The sequence below is a fragment of the Microbacterium sp. ZXX196 genome, assembly GCF_009709595.1.
In the GTDB taxonomy this organism is placed as follows: domain Bacteria; phylum Actinomycetota; class Actinomycetes; order Actinomycetales; family Microbacteriaceae; genus Microbacterium; species Microbacterium excoecariae.
Map to the genome: position 1 here is coordinate 63,195 of NZ_WMEE01000004.1, position 17,065 is coordinate 80,259.

The 17,065-nt window shown below is 74.4% G+C and carries 18 protein-coding genes; 11 read left to right on the forward strand and 7 right to left on the reverse strand.

Features of this window, described 5'->3' with window-relative positions:
• Positions 1 to 18 precede the first annotated feature (18 nt).
• The 4 genes from modA to moaA are packed head-to-tail and all read left to right on the forward strand — an operon-like array spanning position 19 to position 3,783.
• Positions 19 to 762, forward strand: coding sequence for a molybdate ABC transporter substrate-binding protein (gene modA / locus GJQ66_RS05410; protein WP_155048324.1), 744 nt, complete (start codon positions 19 to 21; stop codon positions 760 to 762).
• Complete coding sequence (locus GJQ66_RS05415; RefSeq protein WP_368732705.1) at positions 759 to 1,592, forward strand: ABC transporter permease; 834 nt, start codon at positions 759 to 761, stop codon at positions 1,590 to 1,592. Before modA ends, GJQ66_RS05415 begins: the two co-directional genes overlap by 4 nt.
• Entirely contained in the window at positions 1,589 to 2,728 is a 1,140-nt protein-coding gene (locus GJQ66_RS05420) for an ABC transporter ATP-binding protein (RefSeq protein ID WP_196215816.1), read from the forward strand. Before GJQ66_RS05415 ends, GJQ66_RS05420 begins: the two co-directional genes overlap by 4 nt.
• Positions 2,725 to 3,783, forward strand: coding sequence for a GTP 3',8-cyclase MoaA (gene moaA, locus GJQ66_RS05425; RefSeq protein WP_155048325.1), 1,059 nt, complete (start codon positions 2,725 to 2,727; stop codon positions 3,781 to 3,783). Before GJQ66_RS05420 ends, moaA begins: the two co-directional genes overlap by 4 nt.
• Before the next feature lie 6 nt (positions 3,784 to 3,789).
• Here moaA and GJQ66_RS15365 read toward each other — a convergent pair whose 3' ends face one another.
• The 6 genes from GJQ66_RS15365 to map form a co-directional block, all read right to left on the reverse strand.
• Positions 3,790 to 4,470, reverse strand: coding sequence for a sirohydrochlorin chelatase (locus GJQ66_RS15365; RefSeq protein ID WP_368732706.1), 681 nt, complete (start codon positions 4,468 to 4,470; stop codon positions 3,790 to 3,792).
• The gene (locus tag GJQ66_RS05435; RefSeq protein ID WP_155048326.1) at positions 4,467 to 5,600 is read right to left on the reverse strand and encodes a uroporphyrinogen-III synthase; all 1,134 of its coding nucleotides are present in this window, start codon (positions 5,598 to 5,600) and stop codon (positions 4,467 to 4,469) included. Before GJQ66_RS05435 ends, GJQ66_RS15365 begins: the two co-directional genes overlap by 4 nt.
• Positions 5,597 to 6,838 (reverse strand): uroporphyrinogen-III C-methyltransferase, encoded by a 1,242-nt coding sequence (gene cobA, locus GJQ66_RS05440; protein ID WP_155048327.1) that lies wholly within the window; start codon positions 6,836 to 6,838, stop codon positions 5,597 to 5,599. The genes GJQ66_RS05435 and cobA overlap by 4 nt, the downstream gene beginning before the upstream one ends.
• Position 6,839: 1 nt before the next feature.
• On the reverse strand, positions 6,840 to 7,211 hold the full coding sequence (gene nirD, locus GJQ66_RS05445) for a nitrite reductase small subunit NirD (RefSeq protein ID WP_155048328.1): 372 nt from the start codon (positions 7,209 to 7,211) through the stop codon (positions 6,840 to 6,842).
• Complete coding sequence (gene nirB, locus GJQ66_RS05450; RefSeq protein WP_155048329.1) at positions 7,208 to 9,784, reverse strand: nitrite reductase large subunit NirB; 2,577 nt, start codon at positions 9,782 to 9,784, stop codon at positions 7,208 to 7,210. Before nirB ends, nirD begins: the two co-directional genes overlap by 4 nt.
• 126 nt (positions 9,785 to 9,910) lie before the next feature.
• Positions 9,911 to 10,687 (reverse strand): type I methionyl aminopeptidase, encoded by a 777-nt coding sequence (gene map / locus GJQ66_RS05455; protein WP_155048330.1) that lies wholly within the window; start codon positions 10,685 to 10,687, stop codon positions 9,911 to 9,913.
• A 247-nt stretch (positions 10,688 to 10,934) separates the two neighbouring features.
• On the opposite strand from map, the gene rplS reads away from it, so the two are divergent.
• From rplS to dprA, 7 genes are all read left to right on the forward strand, one after another.
• Positions 10,935 to 11,282: a 50S ribosomal protein L19 gene (gene rplS, locus GJQ66_RS05460; protein WP_155048331.1), complete on the forward strand. Its 348-nt coding sequence runs from the start codon at positions 10,935 to 10,937 to the stop codon at positions 11,280 to 11,282.
• Positions 11,283 to 11,360: 78 nt separating this feature from the next.
• A complete protein-coding gene (gene lepB / locus GJQ66_RS05465; protein WP_196215817.1) occupies positions 11,361 to 12,095 on the forward strand; it encodes a signal peptidase I in 735 nt (244 codons plus the stop codon).
• The gene (locus GJQ66_RS05470; RefSeq protein ID WP_155048333.1) at positions 12,092 to 12,754 is read left to right on the forward strand and encodes a ribonuclease HII; all 663 of its coding nucleotides are present in this window, start codon (positions 12,092 to 12,094) and stop codon (positions 12,752 to 12,754) included. Before lepB ends, GJQ66_RS05470 begins: the two co-directional genes overlap by 4 nt.
• Before the next feature lie 34 nt (positions 12,755 to 12,788).
• Positions 12,789 to 13,115, forward strand: coding sequence for a DUF2469 family protein (locus tag GJQ66_RS05475; RefSeq protein ID WP_155048334.1), 327 nt, complete (start codon positions 12,789 to 12,791; stop codon positions 13,113 to 13,115).
• 112 nt (positions 13,116 to 13,227) lie between these two features.
• Complete coding sequence (locus tag GJQ66_RS05480) at positions 13,228 to 13,590, forward strand: YraN family protein (protein WP_155048335.1); 363 nt, start codon at positions 13,228 to 13,230, stop codon at positions 13,588 to 13,590.
• The gene (locus GJQ66_RS05485; protein WP_368732707.1) at positions 13,587 to 15,122 is read left to right on the forward strand and encodes a YifB family Mg chelatase-like AAA ATPase; all 1,536 of its coding nucleotides are present in this window, start codon (positions 13,587 to 13,589) and stop codon (positions 15,120 to 15,122) included. The genes GJQ66_RS05480 and GJQ66_RS05485 overlap by 4 nt, the downstream gene beginning before the upstream one ends.
• Entirely contained in the window at positions 15,119 to 16,255 is a 1,137-nt protein-coding gene (gene dprA, locus GJQ66_RS05490) for a DNA-processing protein DprA (protein WP_368732708.1), read from the forward strand. The genes GJQ66_RS05485 and dprA overlap by 4 nt, the downstream gene beginning before the upstream one ends.
• A gap of 1 nt (position 16,256) precedes the next feature.
• Here the strand turns inward: dprA and GJQ66_RS15285 are convergent, their stop codons facing one another.
• On the reverse strand, positions 16,257 to 17,054 hold the full coding sequence (locus GJQ66_RS15285; protein WP_368732709.1) for a LuxR C-terminal-related transcriptional regulator: 798 nt from the start codon (positions 17,052 to 17,054) through the stop codon (positions 16,257 to 16,259).
• Positions 17,055 to 17,065: the final 11 nt, after the last annotated feature.

The following is a 17,065-nucleotide window of genomic DNA, read 5'->3' on the forward strand; positions in this document are numbered from 1 at the left end:
TGTGTTGAGATAGGGGGTATGCGCCGACTCGCCGCCGTTCTCCTGCTCGCCGCCGCGTTCGGCGCGCCGGCGTGCTCCGCCGGCGCCCAGGCGTCCGCGCCGCAGTTGCGCGTCGCGGCGGCCGCCTCGCTGCAGGGCGCGTTCGAGGAGATCGCCACCGCGTTCCGCGCGGCCCACCCCGAGATCGACCTCGCGCCGATCACGTACGACGGGTCGTCGACGCTCGCGACGCAGATCGCGGAGGGCGCGCCCGTCGACGTCGCGGCCTTCGCCGACGAGGCGACGATGGCGCGCATCGACGATCAGACGGAGGGCCCCGAGATCTTCGCGACGAACTCGCTGGTGATCGCGGTCCCGGAGGGCGAGGGGGCGGTCGAGACGCTCGAGGACCTCACGGATCCGGGCCTGGACGTCGTGCTCTGCGCGCCCGAGGTGCCGTGCGGCGCGGCGGCGCGCACGGCGCTCGACGCCGCCGGGCTCGTCGTCGACGCCGCGAGCCTCGAGCAGAACGTCACGGCCGTCGCCACGAAGGTTGCAGAGGGCGCCGCCGACGCGGGCCTCGTCTACCGCACCGACGCGGCGGCGATTGCCGGCCTCGACGCGGTCAGCGACGCGCGCCTCGACGCCGTTGTGAACTCCTATCCGATCGCGGTGACGCGCTCGACGGACGCCCCGGACGAGGCCGCCGCGTTCGTCGACTTCGTGACCTCGGACGAGGGTCGCGGGATCTTGGTCGAGGCGGGATTCGGGGCGCCCCAGTGACGTTCCCGGCCCCCGCGCAGGCCGCCCGCGCCGCGCCCGCGCGGGCGTTCGTGCCGCGGTTCGTCTACGCTCCCGCGGCGGTGGCCCTCGTGTTCCTCGTCCTACCGCTCGTCGCGCTCGTCGCGCGGGCGAACTGGGCGACGTTCGCGACCGACGTGACCACGCCGGCCGCCGTCGACGCGCTCGCGCTCTCGCTCGGCACGGCGGTCGTCGCGACGGCCATCTGCGTGATCGTCGGCGTGCCGCTCGCCCTCGGCATCGCCCGCGCGCCCCGCGCGCTCGCGGCGGTGCTGCGCGTCGTGGTCACGGTTCCCCTCGTGCTGCCCCCCATGGTCGGCGGCGTCGCCCTCCTGTTCCTGTTCGGCGCCTCGAGCCCCGTGGGCGCGTGGCTCGACGCTCGAGGGCTCGGCCTCCCGTTCACGACCGCGGCCGTCGTCCTCGCCCAGATCTTCGTCGCCCTGCCGTTCCTTGTGCTGTCCGTCGAAGGGGCCCTGCGCACCGCTGGCACCGATTTCGAGCGCACGGCGGCGGCGCTCGGCGCCGGGCGATTCACGACCCTGCGCCGGGTGACCCTCCCTCTGGCCGCGGACGGGATCGTGGCCGGAACGATCCTCTGCTTCGCCCGAGCGATCGGCGAGTTCGGCGCGACCGCGCTGTTCGCCGGCAACGCACCGGGCGTGACGCAGACGATGCCGCTCGCGATCTACACGGCCTTCAACGGATCCGGCGTGGGGCAGGGCCCCGCCGTCGCGCTCGCGCTTCTGCTGCTCGCGACCGTCCTCGTCGTCCTCCTGCTCGTGCGGGCCTGGCGCCCCGGGGGTGCGCGATGACGCGGCGATCGGGCGCGACGGCGCTGTCCGGGCGGGTGGTCGTTGACCGCGGCCGCGGTTTCCGGCTCGACGTGTCGCTCGAGGTGCCGAGCGGCGAGGTCGTCGCCGTGATGGGCCCCAGCGGGGCCGGCAAGTCCTCGTTGCTCGCGGCCCTGTCGGGCGACCAGCGCCTGACGGACGGTCAGGTGACGATCGGCGCGCACCGCATCACCCGCCGCCGCGCGGCGGATCCCCGCCGGGGCGGCGTGGTGCTGCTCCGACAGAATCCGCTGCTCTTCCCGCACCTGTCGGTGCGGGAGAACGTCGCGTTCGGCCTCAGGGCGCACGGCGCGCCGCGCAGTCGCGCGCTGGCCGAGGCCGACGAGTGGCTCTGGCGCGTCGGGCTCTCCGGATCCGGGGATCACCGCCCGCGCGAGCTGTCGGGCGGCCAACAGCAGCGCGTGGCCCTTGCCCGGGCCCTCGCGACCTCGCCGCGGCTGCTCCTCCTCGACGAGCCGCTCACCTCCCTCGACCCCGAGACCGCGAGCGACATCCGCGCGCTCCTGCGCGAGCAGCTCGCCGCTACCCTCACGACGACGCTCCTCGTCACGCACGACGCGTTCGACGCCGCCGCGCTCGCGGACCAGCTGATCGTCATCGAGAACGGCGAGGTGACCCAGCGCGGCGCGGTGCGCGAGGTGCTCGCGAGCCCCGCGACGCGCTTCGTGGCGGCGGCGGCCGGGCTGAACCGCCTGCGGGGCACCGCTCGCGCGGGCGCCTGGGAGGGCACGGCCTTCGGCGAGCCCCTCCGGATCGACGGTGACGCCCGCGGCGCGTCGCTCGCCGACGGCGACGAGATCGACGCCGTGTTCCGGCCGGCGGACGCACAGGTCGCCCCGGCCCCGGAGGAGACGTGGACGGGCGCGCTCCGCGTCGCGCGTGGCCGTCCGGATCCGGCCGGGCCATGGCTCGCCCGCGTACGCCGACTGGATCCGGCGCCCGGCGGTGCCCGCGTGCACGTTACAGAACCCGAGATGACGATCGACGTGTCGTCCGCGCTCGTCGCGGCGATGCGCCTTGCTCCCGGGGACCCGGTGCGGGTGTCGGTCCCGCCGGAACACGTGCGGCTCGTGCCGGTCTCGAGGCGAACGTCATGAGCGCGGTCCCCCTGCGCCTCGCGGGCGCGCCGCCCCGGGAGACCGGAGAGGCCCCGACGACGGGCCCGCTCGTCGACCGGTTCGGACGCGTGCACCGCGACCTGCGGGTGTCGCTCACCGACCGCTGCTCCCTTCGGTGCACGTACTGCATGCCGGAGCAGGGGAACGAGTGGCTCGCGAAGCAGAGCATCCTCGATCGGGACGAGATCGTGCGAATCGCGCGCATCGCCGCCGACCACGGCATCACGACGTTCCGGTTGACCGGCGGCGAGCCGCTGCTGCGCCGCGACATCGTCGCGGTCGTCGAGGAAATCGCGCGCATCGAGGGGCCGGGGGGCCCCGTGCGCGTGGCGATGACGACGAACGGCATCGGGCTGGACCGCGTCCTGCCCGCGCTCGTCGACGCGGGGCTTGCGCGCCTCAACATCTCGATCGATACGATCCGCGCCGACCGCTTCCGCGACCTCACCCGCCGCGACCGCCTGGACGACGTGTTCGCGGGCATCCGCGCGGCGGCGGCGTCGCCGTTGCGCCCTCTCAAGCTCAACGCCGTCGCGATGCGCGGGGTCAACGACGACGAGCTCGTCGACCTCGTGCAGTTCGCGCTGGACCACGACGCCGAGATGCGCTTCATTGAGCAGATGCCCCTCGACGCCAGCCACACCTGGGACCGCTCGCAGATGGTCACGCGCGAGGAGATCCTCGCCGCGCTCTCGGAGCGTTGGTCGCTGACCCCCGTCCCGGGGCGCGGCGGGGCTCCCGCGGAATCCTGGCGGCTCGACGGATCCGGCCGCAAGGTCGGCGTGATCGCCTCCGTGACCGCGCCGTTCTGCGGGGACTGCGATCGCCTGCGGCTCACGGCCGACGGGCAGCTGCGCAACTGCCTCTTCTCGCACCGCGAGTTCGATCTCGTGCCCGTGCTGCGGGGCGGCGGAAGCGACGCCGACATCGAGCGCGTCCTGCGCGCGTGCATCTGGAAGAAGCTTCCCGGGCACGCGATCAACGACCCGGGTTTCCTGCAGCCGGGCCGCGGCATGAACGCGATCGGCGGCTGAGCGGCCTCAGAGGAGCTGACAGCCCGCCCGGTAGCGCTCCGCGACGATCTCCGCGACGCGCGGGTCGTCACCCAGCGGGGCGGTGGTGGCGTCGGCGCCCGCGCCCGCCACGAGGCGCGCGAAGTGGCCGGGCGCGAGGACGTAGCTCGCGACGATGACGCGGCCCGCGCCCGCGCGGCGCGCGTCGGCGACGGCCTCGGCGACCTTCGGTGTCGCGCCGTAGGCGTATCCGACCCCGACGGGCCGACCGAGGCGTTCGGCCACCGCGTCGCGCACGCGCTCGACGCTCTCGGCGGCCTCGGGCCGCGACGAGCCGGACGCCGCGAGGACGACGGCGTCGCCCGGCGCGGGGCGGAGCGCCGCGACGCGCTCGGCGAGGATGTCGGCGAGCAGCGGGTGGGGGCCGAGCGTGTCGGTCGCGACGACGCCGGGCCGGGAGCGCGCGGCCCGGCCGATGTCGACGGAGGTGTGAAACCCGGGGGAGAGGAGCAGCGGGACGACGACGGCGTCGCCCGGCGTCGCGGCGACCACCTCGTCGACCTGCGGGTGCTGCACGTCCACGTAGGTCTCGCGCACGGGAACGTCCCCGATCGCCCGCGCGGCGGCGGCGACGAGGCGCGAGATCGTGCTCCGGCCCTCGGGGGAGTCGGTGCCGTGCGAGCAGCAGATGAGGGTGGGGGCGCTCACGCGAGATCCTCGACCTCGAGGCGGTATCCGCGCTTGACCACCGTGCGGACGAGGTCGGGACACTCCAGTCCCTCCCGGAGACGCGCGATGGCCATCTCGACGGCGTGCGTGCTGCGGCTGGATCGCGGCAGGTGCGCGAGGAGCTGCTCCCGCGAGACCACCGCGCCACCCGCGTCGAAGAGCGCGCCGAGGACCGTCACGCTCGTGGGGGACAGGGGGAGGAAGCGCCCCGCGAGGACCGCGCCCGCGCTGCGCATCTCGAGGCGCCCGCGCGGCGTGTCGTGGCCGGGCGCGCTGCCGCCGCCGAAGTGGGTCACGACCCCGCGCACGAGCGAGCCGAGGCGCCCGCGATCCGCGACGATCGCGGGGATCCCGCGCGCCACCAGGGGCTGCACGGTCACGGGGCCGACGGCCGCCATGACGACGCGTCCTCGGTCCGCCAGCGCGCGAAGGTCGTCGAGGACGCCCGCGCGCTCGGACTCGCGGAGCCACTCGCTCGCGCCGGGCGCCGAGGTGAACAGGACAGCGTCGACCTCGCCCGCCGCCGTCTGGAGCACGGACTGGCGCACGACGGCCGGATCCGCCGGCGGGCCCCAGCGGTACACCGTCACACTCGCGACGTCCGCCCCGTGGGCCCGGAACATGTCGTCGAGGCCGTCCGCGCCGGATCCGTGGTGTTGCACCGCGACGCGGCGACCGGCGAGCCCCTCGGCGACGAGGTACTCGCCGAGCTCGCGCGCGGTCTCGGAGTCGGCGACCCAGTCCGCCTCGAAGCCAGCCTGCTGAATCGCGCCGCGGGCCTTGGGGCCGCGCGCGACGATCTGCGCCCCGCGAAACGCGTCCTCGAGCTCCTCGGCGATGCCGGCCTCGTGCGCGGCCTCGATCCAGCCGCGGAAGCCGACCCCCGTCGTCGCGACGACGATGTCGGGCGGGTGGGCGATGAGGTCGCGGGTTACCGAGAGGAGCTTCTCGTCGTCCACGTGCGGAACGATCGTGAGCGCGGGAGCCTGGCGCACGGTCGCGCCGTGGCGTTCGAGCGCGGCGCGGAGCTCGGCCGCGCGCCGATCGACGGCGATGACGATCGTGCACCCGTCCAGCGCGGCGGACAGCGGGGGACGGTCGCCGCTCATTCGGCCTCGCGCCCGGTGGCCGCGCCCACGGCGGGCGCGGGGAGGAGCAGGCCTTCGCGCGCGACCGCCCCGACGACGATGACCGCGGGGTTCTGCACGCCAGCCTCGGCGGCGGCCCGCCGCGCCGTCGCGAGGGTCGCGCGCGTCGTGCGCTGGGCGGGCGTGTGGCCGCTCTCGACGAAGGCGACGGGGAGGTCCTCGCGGATCCGCGCCGCAAGCGCGGCCTCCGCGAACTCGCCGAACGCCGCCACGCCCATGAGGATGACGGTCGTTACGGACGGATCCGCGAGCGCGGCGAGAGTCGTGGCGGTCGCGCCGGCGGGGCCGTTGACGAGATGCACGCTCCCGGCGACGCCGCGGTGCGTGACGGGAATCCCGGCCGACTGCGGCACCGCGACGGCGCTCGTGACGCCCGGCACGACCTCGACGGGGACGCCGGCCGCCAGGCACGCGGTGACCTCCTCGCCGCCGCGCCCGTACACGAAGGGGTCGCCGCCCTTGAGGCGAACGACGCGCCGGCCCGCGCGGGCGTGCCGGACGAGGATCGCGTTGATCCCGTCCTGCGGGACGGGGTGGTGTCCCGGCGCCTTGCCGACGTGCACGATCTCGACGTCGGGATCGAGCTCGTCGAGCACGGCCGTCGCGCCGAGCCGGTCGGCGACGACGACGTCCGCCTCGGCGAGCAGCCGTCGCCCGCGCAGCGTCAGCAGGTCGACAGGGCCGGGGCCGCCGCCGACGAGGGCGACCTGGCCCGCGGCCGTCTCGCGCACGCGGCGCAGCGGCGCTGCTCCCTCGTCCAGGAGCCCGCGGATGGCGGCCGCGACCCGGGCCGTACGCCGCGGGTCGACGCCCGCGTCGCTCGCGACGCCGACGACGACGTCGCCGGCCCGCACCTCGGCGGTCATGCGCGCGGATCCGTGCGCGCCGTCGGAGGCGTTCACGCAGAGGATGCGGCGGGCCTCGCACCACGCGGACACCTCGCGGTCGACCCGGTCGTCGCCCGTTGCGGTGTGCACGAGCCAGGCGGCATCGAGGTCGGAGGGGCGGACCGTCCGCGCGCGCCACTCGAGCCCGTGATCGGCCACGAGCTGCGCCGTCTCGGGCGCGAGGGCCGGCGCGACGACGCGAACGACGGCGCCGTCGGCGTGGAGGCGGCGCAGGCGCCGGGCGGTCACGGATCCGCCCCCGACGAGCACGACCGGGCGGCCCTCGAGCGAAATCCCGAGCATCGTCGTCATGTCAGTCGTCCTTCCAGCGGATCATGACCTCGCCGTCGTCGACCGCGACGGGGTAGGCGGGGATCGGCCGATCGTCCTTGCCCTGCGCCTCGACGACAGCGCCCGTGCGCAGATCCCAGGCCTGTTTGTGCAGGGGCGATGCGATCGTGGGCGCCTCGCTGCCGTCGACGAGCAGCTTGGAGCCGACGATACCCCGCGACAGCACGTGCGCGTCGCTGTACGGGTCATAGTTCGACACAGCGCGCACCGTGCCGTCGGCGAGGCGGAAGAGCGCTATCTGGACGCCGCCGATGAGCGCGGCCCGCCCGCGCTCGACGTCGAGGTCGGAAAGGCGGCACACGCGCACCCAGCGCGCCGTCGACGTGGCGGTCATCGCCGCACCTCCAGGGTCGTGCCGGCGATCAGGACGGACCCGGCGTCGCGCTCGGCGCGCGAGGCCGGCCGCGCCTGGCCCCGCTCCGAGACGTAGGCGAGGGACGGATCCGGGGTGTCCGGGGCGTTGACGAAGGAGTGGAAGCGCCGCAGCTTGTCCGGGTCCTTCAGTGTGGCGGCCCACTCGTCCTCGTAGTCCTCGACGTGGCGCGCCATGGCCCGGTCGAGATCGTCGCAGATCCCCAGTGCGTCGTCGAAGATCACCTCGCGCAGGCCCGCGATCCCCCCGTCCAATTCCGCGAACCACGGCGCCGTGCGCTGCAGGCGGTCGGCGGTGCGGATGTAGTACATGAAGAACCGGTCGATCGCGCGGATCAGCCCGTCGTCGTCGAGCCCCTCGGCGAGCAGCTCGGCGTGCCGCGGCGTGAAGCCGCCGTTGCCGCCGACGTACATGTTCCACCCGTTCTCGGTGGCGATGACGCCGACGTCCTTTCCCCGCGCCTCGGCGCACTCGCGGGCGCAGCCGGACACCCCGAGCTTGAGCTTGTGGGGCGAACGCAGGCCGCGGTAGCGCAGCTCGAGGCGGACGGCCATCCCGACGGCGTCCTGCACCCCGTACCGGCACCAGGTCGACCCCACACACGACTTCACCGTGCGCAGCGACTTCCCGTACGCCTGTCCGGACTCGAACCCGGCGTCGACGAGGCGGCCCCAGATGAGCGGGAGCTGCTCGAGCCGCGCGCCGAACATGTCGATGCGCTGCCCACCCGTCAGCTTCGTATAGAGCCCGAACTCGCGCGCGACCTCCCCGATGACGATGAGCCCCTCGGGGGTCACCTCGCCGCCGGGCATCCGCGGGACGACCGAGTAGGAGCCGTCCTTCTGCATGTTCGCCATGACGTGATCGTTCGTGTCCTGCAGCGTCGCGTTCTCGCCGTCCAGGACGTGGCGGCTGACGAAGCTCGCGAGGATGCTCGCCACCGTCGGCTTGCACACGTCGCACCCGCGCCCCCGGCCGAACCGCTCGAGGATCGCCGAGAACGTCGTGAGCCCCGACACGGCGACCGCGTCCCACAGCTGCCGGCGCGAGAAGTCGAAGTGCTCGCACATCGCCATGCTCACGGTGCGGCCAAGCGACGTCAGCTCCGTCGACACGATCTTCCTCACCGCCACGACGCACGACCCGCACGTGGCGCCCGCCTTCGTGCACGCCTTCACGGCGCCCGCGTCCGCGCACCCCTCCTCGTGGACGGCCCGGCGGATCCGCCCCGCCGTGACGGAGGAGCAGGAGCACACGATCGCGTCGTCCGGGAGCTGCGTGTCGGGCATCTCCGCGCCGCCGGCGGGCAGGAGGTACGCGGCCGGATCCGCTCCGAGCGCGCGCCCGACGAGCGGCCGGAGCGCGCCGTACGCGGAGGCGTCGCCGACGAGGATCCCGCCGAGAAGCGTCGACGCATCGTCGCTCAGCACGAGCTTCTTGTACACGCCGCCGACGGGGTCCGTGTATACGACGTCGAGCGCGCCCGGCGTCTGGGCGAACGCGTCCCCGAAGGTAGCGACGTCGACCCCGGAGAGCTTGAGCTTGGTGGACTCGTCGAAGCCGTCGAAGGTCGCGTCGCCGCCGACCAGGCGATCCACCGCGACCTCGGCCATGGCGTATCCCGGCGCGACGAGCCCGACGCACCGCCCGCCGAAGCTCGCGACCTCCCCGAGGGCGAGGATGGCCGGATCCGACGTCGCGCACGCCTCGTCGATCACGACGCCCCCGCGCGGGTCGCACGCGAGCTGCGCCTCGCGCGCCAGGAGGTCGCGCGGGCGCACGCCCACGGTGAACACCACCACGTCGGCCGGCTCGTACGACCCGTCCGCGAACTCGAGCCCCGCGACATTGCCGGATCCGTCCGGGTCGAGCCGGGTCGTGCGGGACTCGGTGCGCACCCGGATCCCCTTGTCCGCGATGAGGCGGCCCAGGACCTCGCCGCCCGAGCGGTCGAGCTGCGCGGACATCAGGTGCGTGCCCGAGTGGATGACGGTGCTCTCGACCCCGAGTCCGTCGAGGGCACCCGCGGCCTCGAGGCCGAGGAGCCCGCCGCCGACGACGCGTCCCGCGAGGGGGCGCCCCAGGTCCGCGCGACGCGCGGCGACGAACTCGCGCAGCGCGACCAGGTCGTCGATCGTGCGATAGACGAAGCACCCCGGAAGGTCGGCGCCGTCCACGGCGGGCCGCGCGGCGAACGACCCCGTCGCGAGGACGAGCGTGTCGTACGGCACGACGTCCCGCGACGCGGTGCGGACCGTGCGGGCGGTCCGATCGATGCTCGTGACGGCGTCGCCCGCGACGAAGCGGACCCGCGGATCCGCGAGCGCCGCGTCATCCAGGGCGAGGTCCGCCTCGGTGGCCCCCGCGAAGAAGGACGTCAGGCCGACGCGATCGTACGGGGTGCGCCCCTCGTCGCCGATGACGGTGATCCGCGCGTCGGCCGAGCGCGCGAGCAGGCTCTCGACGAAGCGGTGGGCGACCATGCCGGCGCCCACCACGACGATGCGGTGACCGGGCTGAATCTCGTTCCTCATGGGGGCTCCTCGGGTGAACACGTCGTGCGTTCACGCTAGGGAGCGGGTGTTTCGGCACGGGCGCCCGGGGGGTTTCCTCGGGCGAACGAAAGCCTCACAGGCCGCGCGCGGCCCCCGTGAGACTCGTTAGAGCGCCGAGCGGTCCGTGAGGATCAGGGGGCCGTCGGCGGTGATGGCGATCGTGTGCTCGCTGTGCGCGCCGCGGGATCCGTCCGCGCTGCGCAGCGTCCACCCGTCGTTCTCGTCGGTCTTCAACTTATCGGTCGTGTGCAGGAACCACGGCTCGATCGCGACGACGAGGCCCGGCTTGAGGGGGAAACCGCGGCCGGCGCGGCCGTTGTTGGGGATGTGCGGGTCGCCGTGCATCGTGCGCCCCACGCCGTGGCCGCCGAAGTCGGTGTTGATCGACAGGCCCGCGCCGTGCGCGACCTCGGCGATCGCGGCCGAGATGTCGCCCACTTTGCCGCCCGGCTGGGCGGCGGCGATGCCGGCCGCGAGCGCGCGCTCGGTCGTCTCGATCAGCGCGAGGTCCTCGTCGCGGGGCGTGCCGACGACGAAGGACACGGCGGAGTCGGCTACCCATCCGTCGACGGAGACCGCGAAGTCCAGGGTGACGAGGTCGCCGTCACGGACGGCGTAGTCGTGCGGCATGCCGTGGAGCACGGCGTCGTTGATCGACGTGCAGATCACCTTGCCGAACGGACCGGACCCGAACGAGGGCGCGTAGTCGAGGTAGCAGCTCTCCGCGCCTGCGCGCCGGATCAGGTCGTGCGCGCGACGGTCGATCGCCAGCAGGTTCGTCCCGACCGTCACCTCGTCGCGGAGGGTCTCAAGCGTCTCCGCGACAAATCGCCCCGCGGGGCGCATCGCGTCGATCTCGGCAGGGGTGCGCAGCTCGATCATGGGTGTCCTTTCGCCGAGGATCCATTGTTCCGCATGCGCCCGGGAGACGGCTCGACGCGCGGGTCGTGTCGCGCGCGGGGATGTGGCAGAATAGACGTTTGTGCCGTGACCGGCGTGCCCGTTGGCGGGCCGGTTTCGATTCTGCCGCAGGGGAGTCGAGGGATCCGCGTTCAGGGGATCCTCACGCACACACGCCTTTTCTCACCTGTTGCGGGCGGCCTGTGGCGACCGCAGGAAGCGATTCATCATGAACATCATCGATGCCGTCGACAGCGCCTCGCTGCGCAGCGACATCCCCGAGTTCGGTCCCGGCGACACCGTCAAGGTGCACGTCAACATCATCGAGGGCAACCGCTCGCGCGTCCAGGTCTTCCAGGGCGTCGTGCTCGGCCGCCAGGGCGATGGCGTCCGCGAGACCTTCACGGTCCGCAAGATCAGCTTCCAGGTCGGCGTCGAGCGCGTGTTCCCCGTGCACTCGCCGATCATCGACAAGATCGAGGTGGTCTCGCGCGGTGACGTGCGTCGCGCGAAGCTGTACTACCTCCGCGAGCTCCGCGGCAAGAAGGCGAAGATCCGCGAGAAGCGCGACGCCTAAGCCCCCGGCCGGAATTCTCGGCGAACGCCCCGCGACACGATTGTCGTGGGGCGTTCGGCGTGTGGGAACCTGGTGATGATGACAACCGAACCACAGCCCGCGTCCGCGCGGGCGCGCCCGCGCGGACGCGGCGCGCTGATCTTCCTGCGCGACGTCGCGCTCATCGTCGTGATCGCCGTCGTCGCGTCGGTGGTCATCAAGGCCTTCGTGGTTCGGTCCTTCTACATCCCGTCGGCGTCCATGGAGCGGACCCTCATGACGGGCGACCGGATCCTCGTCGACGAGCTGACGGTGGACTGGACGGGCTACGACCGCGGCGACGTCGTCGTGTTCGAGGACCCGGGCGGGTGGCTCCCGACCTCCGCCACGCCGAGCCCCGGGGGCGCCGCGGGCGCGATCGACTGGGCGCTGACCGCGGTCGGCATCTCGGCGTCCGACTCCGAGGACCACCTCGTCAAGCGGGTCATCGGGCTCCCGGGCGACCACATCACGTGCTGCAACGCGCTCGGGCAGATCGAGGTCAACGGCGTGGGCGTGGACGAGCTCGACTACCTCGACCTGCCGGACGGATCCTCCCTCGCCTCGACGACGGACTTCGACGTGACGGTGCCCGAGGGATCCCTCTGGGTCATGGGGGATAACCGCAACCGCTCGCAGGACTCCCGCTATCACGCGGACCAGCCGGGCGGCGGGTTCGTCCCGCTCGACAACGTCGTGGGCCGGGTCGTGCTGCGCACGTGGCCGCTGTCGCACTTCGGCACGCTGTCGTCGGCCTCGGACGCCTTCATGGGCGTGCCGGACCCCGCCGAATGACGCCCGTTCAGCCCACGCTCGACCTCGAGCGGGGCCTGCTCGAGGACGCCCCGCTCGTGTTCGGGGTCGACGAGGTGGGCCGCGGCGCGCTCGCCGGGCCGGTCACGGTGGGCGCCAGCGTTCTCGACCGCGACCGCGCGGCGCTCGGGGTCCCGGACGGGCTACGCGATTCCAAGCTCGTCGCAGAACGCCGGCGCGCCGGCGTGGCGCGCGCGGCGGGGGAGTGGACCGTGGCGACCCGCCTCGGCTGGGCGACCCCCGGCGAGGTGGACGAGCTCGGCATCATGGGGGCGCTCGCGCTCGCCGCGACGCGCGCGCTCGAGCGCCTCGCGGAGGACGGCTTCGACCCCGCCTCGGGAATCGTGCTGCTCGACGGCGATCGCGACTACGTCACGCTCGCCGCGCGACCGCGCCTCGGCCGCCTGGACGTGCGGGCGATCGTGAAGGGCGACCGCGACCGCGCCGTCATCTCGGCCGCATCCATCGCGGCCAAGGTCGAGCGGGACGCGCTCATGGTGGCGCTGGACGCGGATCACGAGCCGTACGGCTGGGCGCGCAACAAGGGGTACGCCAGCGCCGCGCACCGCGCCGCGATCGACGCCCACGGCCTGACCGATCACCACCGGCGGTCGTGGGCGATCGGGCCCGGGCTGTTCTGACCGGTGGTCGACGAGCTCCTAGAATGGGATGACCATGGATGACGATGTCTTCGACGATTTCGACCGAGAGCTCGAGCTGGCGCTGTATCGCGAGTACCGCGACGTTGTCGGCCAGTTCCAGTACGTGATCGAGACGGAACGGCGCTTCTATCTCGCGAACGAGGTCGGCCTGGTGCGGCATGACACCGAGAACGACTTCTACTTCGAGCTCACGATGCGCGACGTCTGGGTCTGGGACATCTACCGCGCCGACCGCTTCGTCACCTCGGTGCGCGTCCTGACGTTCAAGGACGTCAACATCGAGGAGCTGTCGCGCCGGGGATTCGAGCTGCCGGACGACCTCTCCATCGGCAAGCAGTAGCGCGCGGCCGGGCCCGTCCCGAGCCCGCGGATCCGCGAGGTTGTCCCCAGGATCCGCGCCGTTTCGCGGGTGAGCGAGAGCGCGAGAGCCGGCGCCCCGCGACAGTGGCCCCATGGCTCACAACACGACCCTGGGGCGCGCGGGCGAAGAACGCGCGGCCGCCTATCTCACCGACGCCGGCGCGCGCGTCGTCGACCGTAACTGGCGCTGCCCCGCCGGCGAGATCGACATCGTCGCGCTCGAGCGCGACCGCCTTGCGATCGTCGAGGTGAAGACGCGCACGAGCATGCGGTACGGGCACCCGTTCGAGGCGATCGACGACGATAAGCTCGCCCGGCTGTGGCGTCTCGCGCTCGCGTGGGCGCGCGCGCATCCGGACGTCGCGCGCGGACGCCAGCTGCGTGTCGACGCCATCGCCGTGACGGGACCGGACGCCGCGACCGCCACGGTCGAGCACCTGCGGGGGCTCGCGTGATCGTCGTGCGGACGTGGGCGGTCGCGCTGACGGGGCTGGCGGGCGCGCTCATCGAGGTCGAGGCGGACATCACGCAGCACCGACCCGACTTCCGGCTGATCGGCATGCCCGACAAGGCGCTGGGCGAGGCGGTCCGGCGCGTGACGAACGCGTCGGAGAACAGCGGCCTGGCGCTGCCGGACCGCCGGCTCACCGTCAACCTCTCGCCCGCGAGCCTGCCGAAGCAGGGGTCCGGGTTCGACCTCGCGGTCGCGCTCGCGGCCGTCGCGACCGACGGACGCGCGGATCCCGACTCGCTTGCCCGCACGGTGCACATCGGCGAGCTCGGGCTGGACGGCCGCGTGCGCGCGGTGCCCGGGGTCCTCCCCGCCGTGCTGGCCGCGGTGCGCGCCGGGCGGCCGCGGGTGGTCGTGCCCTGGTCCAACCGCGCGGAGGCCGAGCTCGTCACCGGGGCGGAGGTCATCGCCGTGCGGACCCTGGCGGAGGCCGCCAGGCTGCACGGGGCCGACGTCGACGACCCCGTGCTCGCGGGCGGGGAGGCCCCGGAGGCGGCGGCGCCGGCGCAGGCTCCGGATGAGACCCCGCCAGACCTGTCCGAGGTCGTCGGTCAGGACGAGGCGGTCGAGGCGCTCGTCGTCGCGGCGGCGGGTGGGCACCATCTGCTCATGTCCGGCCCGCCGGGGGCGGGGAAGACCATGCTCGCGCGGCGGCTGCCGGGGATCCTTCCCGCGCTCGACGACGCCGCGGCACTCGAGGTGGCGAGCGTGCGGTCGTTGTCCGGCGAGGCCGTCACGCGCCTCGGGCGCACGCCGCCCTTCGAATCTCCCCACCATTCGGCGACGCTCGCGGCGCTCGTCGGCGGCGGATCGCGCCGCGCTTCGCCCGGGGCCGTGGCCCGCGCCTCGCGCGGCGTGCTCTTCCTCGACGAGGTCGCGGAGGCGCCGCGCTCGGTGCTCGACGCCCTGCGGCAGCCGCTCGAGAGCGGCACCATAGAGATTCATCGCGCCGGGTTCACGGCGCGGTTCCCGGCGCGGTTTCAGCTCGTTCTCGCGATGAATCCGTGCCCATGCGGCGAGTTCGGCGTCGCGGGCGGCGTGTGCACCTGCTCGCCCGCGGAGGTCCGGCGCTACGCCGCGAAGATCTCCGGGCCGCTCCTCGATCGCGTCGACATCGATCTCCGGCTCGCGCGCGTGTCCCGCCTCGGCGGGCCGGGGCGCGGCCGCACGACGACCGCGGCGGCGCGCGGGCGGGTCGACGCGGCGCGCGAGCGGGCGGCCGAACGCTGGCGCGACACCCCCTGGCGCACGAACGCGGAGGTGCCGGGGACCTGGCTGCGCGAGAGCCCGCACCGGCTCGCCGGGGAGGCGAGGCGGACGCTCGACGGCGCGCTTGAAAGGGGCCTGGTGACCCTCCGCGCATACGACCGCGTCGCGCGGGTGTCTTGGACGCTCGCCGACCTCGCGGGCCGCGATCGCCCCGAGGTCGCCGACGTCGGGCGCGCGCTGTTCCTCAAGAAGGGGGTGGCGGCGTGAGTGACCTCGTGAGCGCGCGTGCGCGCGCCACGGCGCGGGCCTGGTGGGGCGCCGACGACGACGAACGCCTGGCACGCGCGGCATGGTCCGTGCTCGGCGAACCGGGGGACGGCGTGGCGGGCGCCCTGCGCGCGGCGTACGGCGCAGCGGGCGCGCTCGAGCGCGTCGCGGATCCGGCTCCGGACGCGGCGCGCGCCGTGCGGGAGGGCGTCCTCCGGTGGCGGCCGCGCTGGGACCCGGCGCGCGTGGAGGCGGCCGTGGCAATCGGCGCGCGCCGAGGCCTCGCCCTCGTGATCCCCGGCGACCCGGCGTGGCCGGAGGGCCTCGCGGATCTGGGCGCGCACGCGCCGGCGTGTCTCTGGGTGCGCGGGGACCCCGCGGCCCTGGCGCGGCCGCGGTCGGCGGCGCTCGTCGGGGCGCGCGCGGCCACGGCGTACGGCGAGCACGTGACCGCCGAGATCGCGGGGGACCTCGCGCGGTCGGGCGTCACGGTCGTCTCCGGGGCCGCGTACGGCATCGACGGCGCCGCCCATCGCGCCGCGCTCCAGGGCGAGGGTCCGACGATCGCATACGTCGCGGGCGGGGCGGACCGCGTCTACCCCGCGGGGCACGCGGCGCTCCTGGAGCAGATCGCCCGCGCGGGCGCGGTGGCCGCGGAATGCCCGCCGGGGACGACCCCCACCCGCTGGCGATTCCTCGCGCGCAACCGGCTCATCGCCGCGCACGCGGCGGCGACCGTCATCGTGGAGGCGGGCGCGCGCAGCGGCAGCATCAACACGGCCGGGCACGCGGCCGCGCTCGGGCGCCCGCTCGGAGCGGTGCCCGGCCCCGTGACGAGCTCGACCTCGTCGGGGTGTCACCGCCTGCTGCGGGAGTACGCGGCCGTGTGCATCACCCGCGCCGCCGACGTGCGCGAGCTCCTCGGCGAGGCGGATCCGGCCCCGCCCGTCGCGACGGATCCGCCGCCCGAGGTCGTCCGCGTGGCCGACGCGCTGACGCGGCGGCGGGCGCAGGGGGTCGGCGAGATCGCGGCGCGGAGCGGGTTGGCGCCGGACGAGGTCGAATCGGCGCTCGGGCTCCTCGTCCTCGAGGGAGCCGCGCGGCGCACGGCCGAGGGATGGCTCGAGGCGTGAGTCAGCGCAACAGGCCGACGACTTCGGCCCGGGTGCGCGCGCCCGTGCGCCGCAGGATCTGGGACACGTGGTACTTCACGGTGTGCTCGCTGATGCCGACCTCGCGCGCGATGTCAGCATTGCGCGCCCCCGTCGCGAGGAGCGCGGCGACCTCCCGCTCGCGGGGCGTGAGGGCCCCCAGCGCGTCGCCGTCGATCGCGGGCGGCGGATCGAGGGGGATCGTGATGCGCACGTCCGTGCCCCAGCCGGGCGTGGCCGTCACGGCGATGTCGCCGGCCAGGCCCGCGACGTGCTCGGCGATGGGGCGGAGCCCGTCGTCGTGCGCGGCGCGATCGCCGGCGCCGTCGTCTCGGATGCCGATGAGGAGGTTACGGCCGTCGCAGTCCCACTGAATCCGGATCCGTCGCGCGCTCGAGGCATCGACGATCGCGAGGACCGCGTTGCGCACGATGGCCCGCGCTGCGTGCGCCACGTCCCCGGGCAGGGCGCGCCCGTTCTCCGGCGGCTCGACGAACTGCACGTCCAGGTCGCCGTAGGTCATCAGCGGGCGGAGGTCCCGCGTCAGGCGCGCGAACGCCCCCGCGACGGGTTCGAGCACCCCCGCCTCGTGCTCGTCGGAGGCGGCGCGGAGGTCGACGAGAGCGGCGGCGGCGACGTCGATCGCGGCCTGCCGCGCGCCGCGATCCGACGCGGTCCGCGAGCGCAGGATGGCGAGCAGGCTCTCGAGCGTCAGGGCGTGATGGTCGGCGATGTCGCGGACCGCGCGCGCGGCCTCGCCGTCGGACGGGGGAGGGGACACGCGCCTCACGC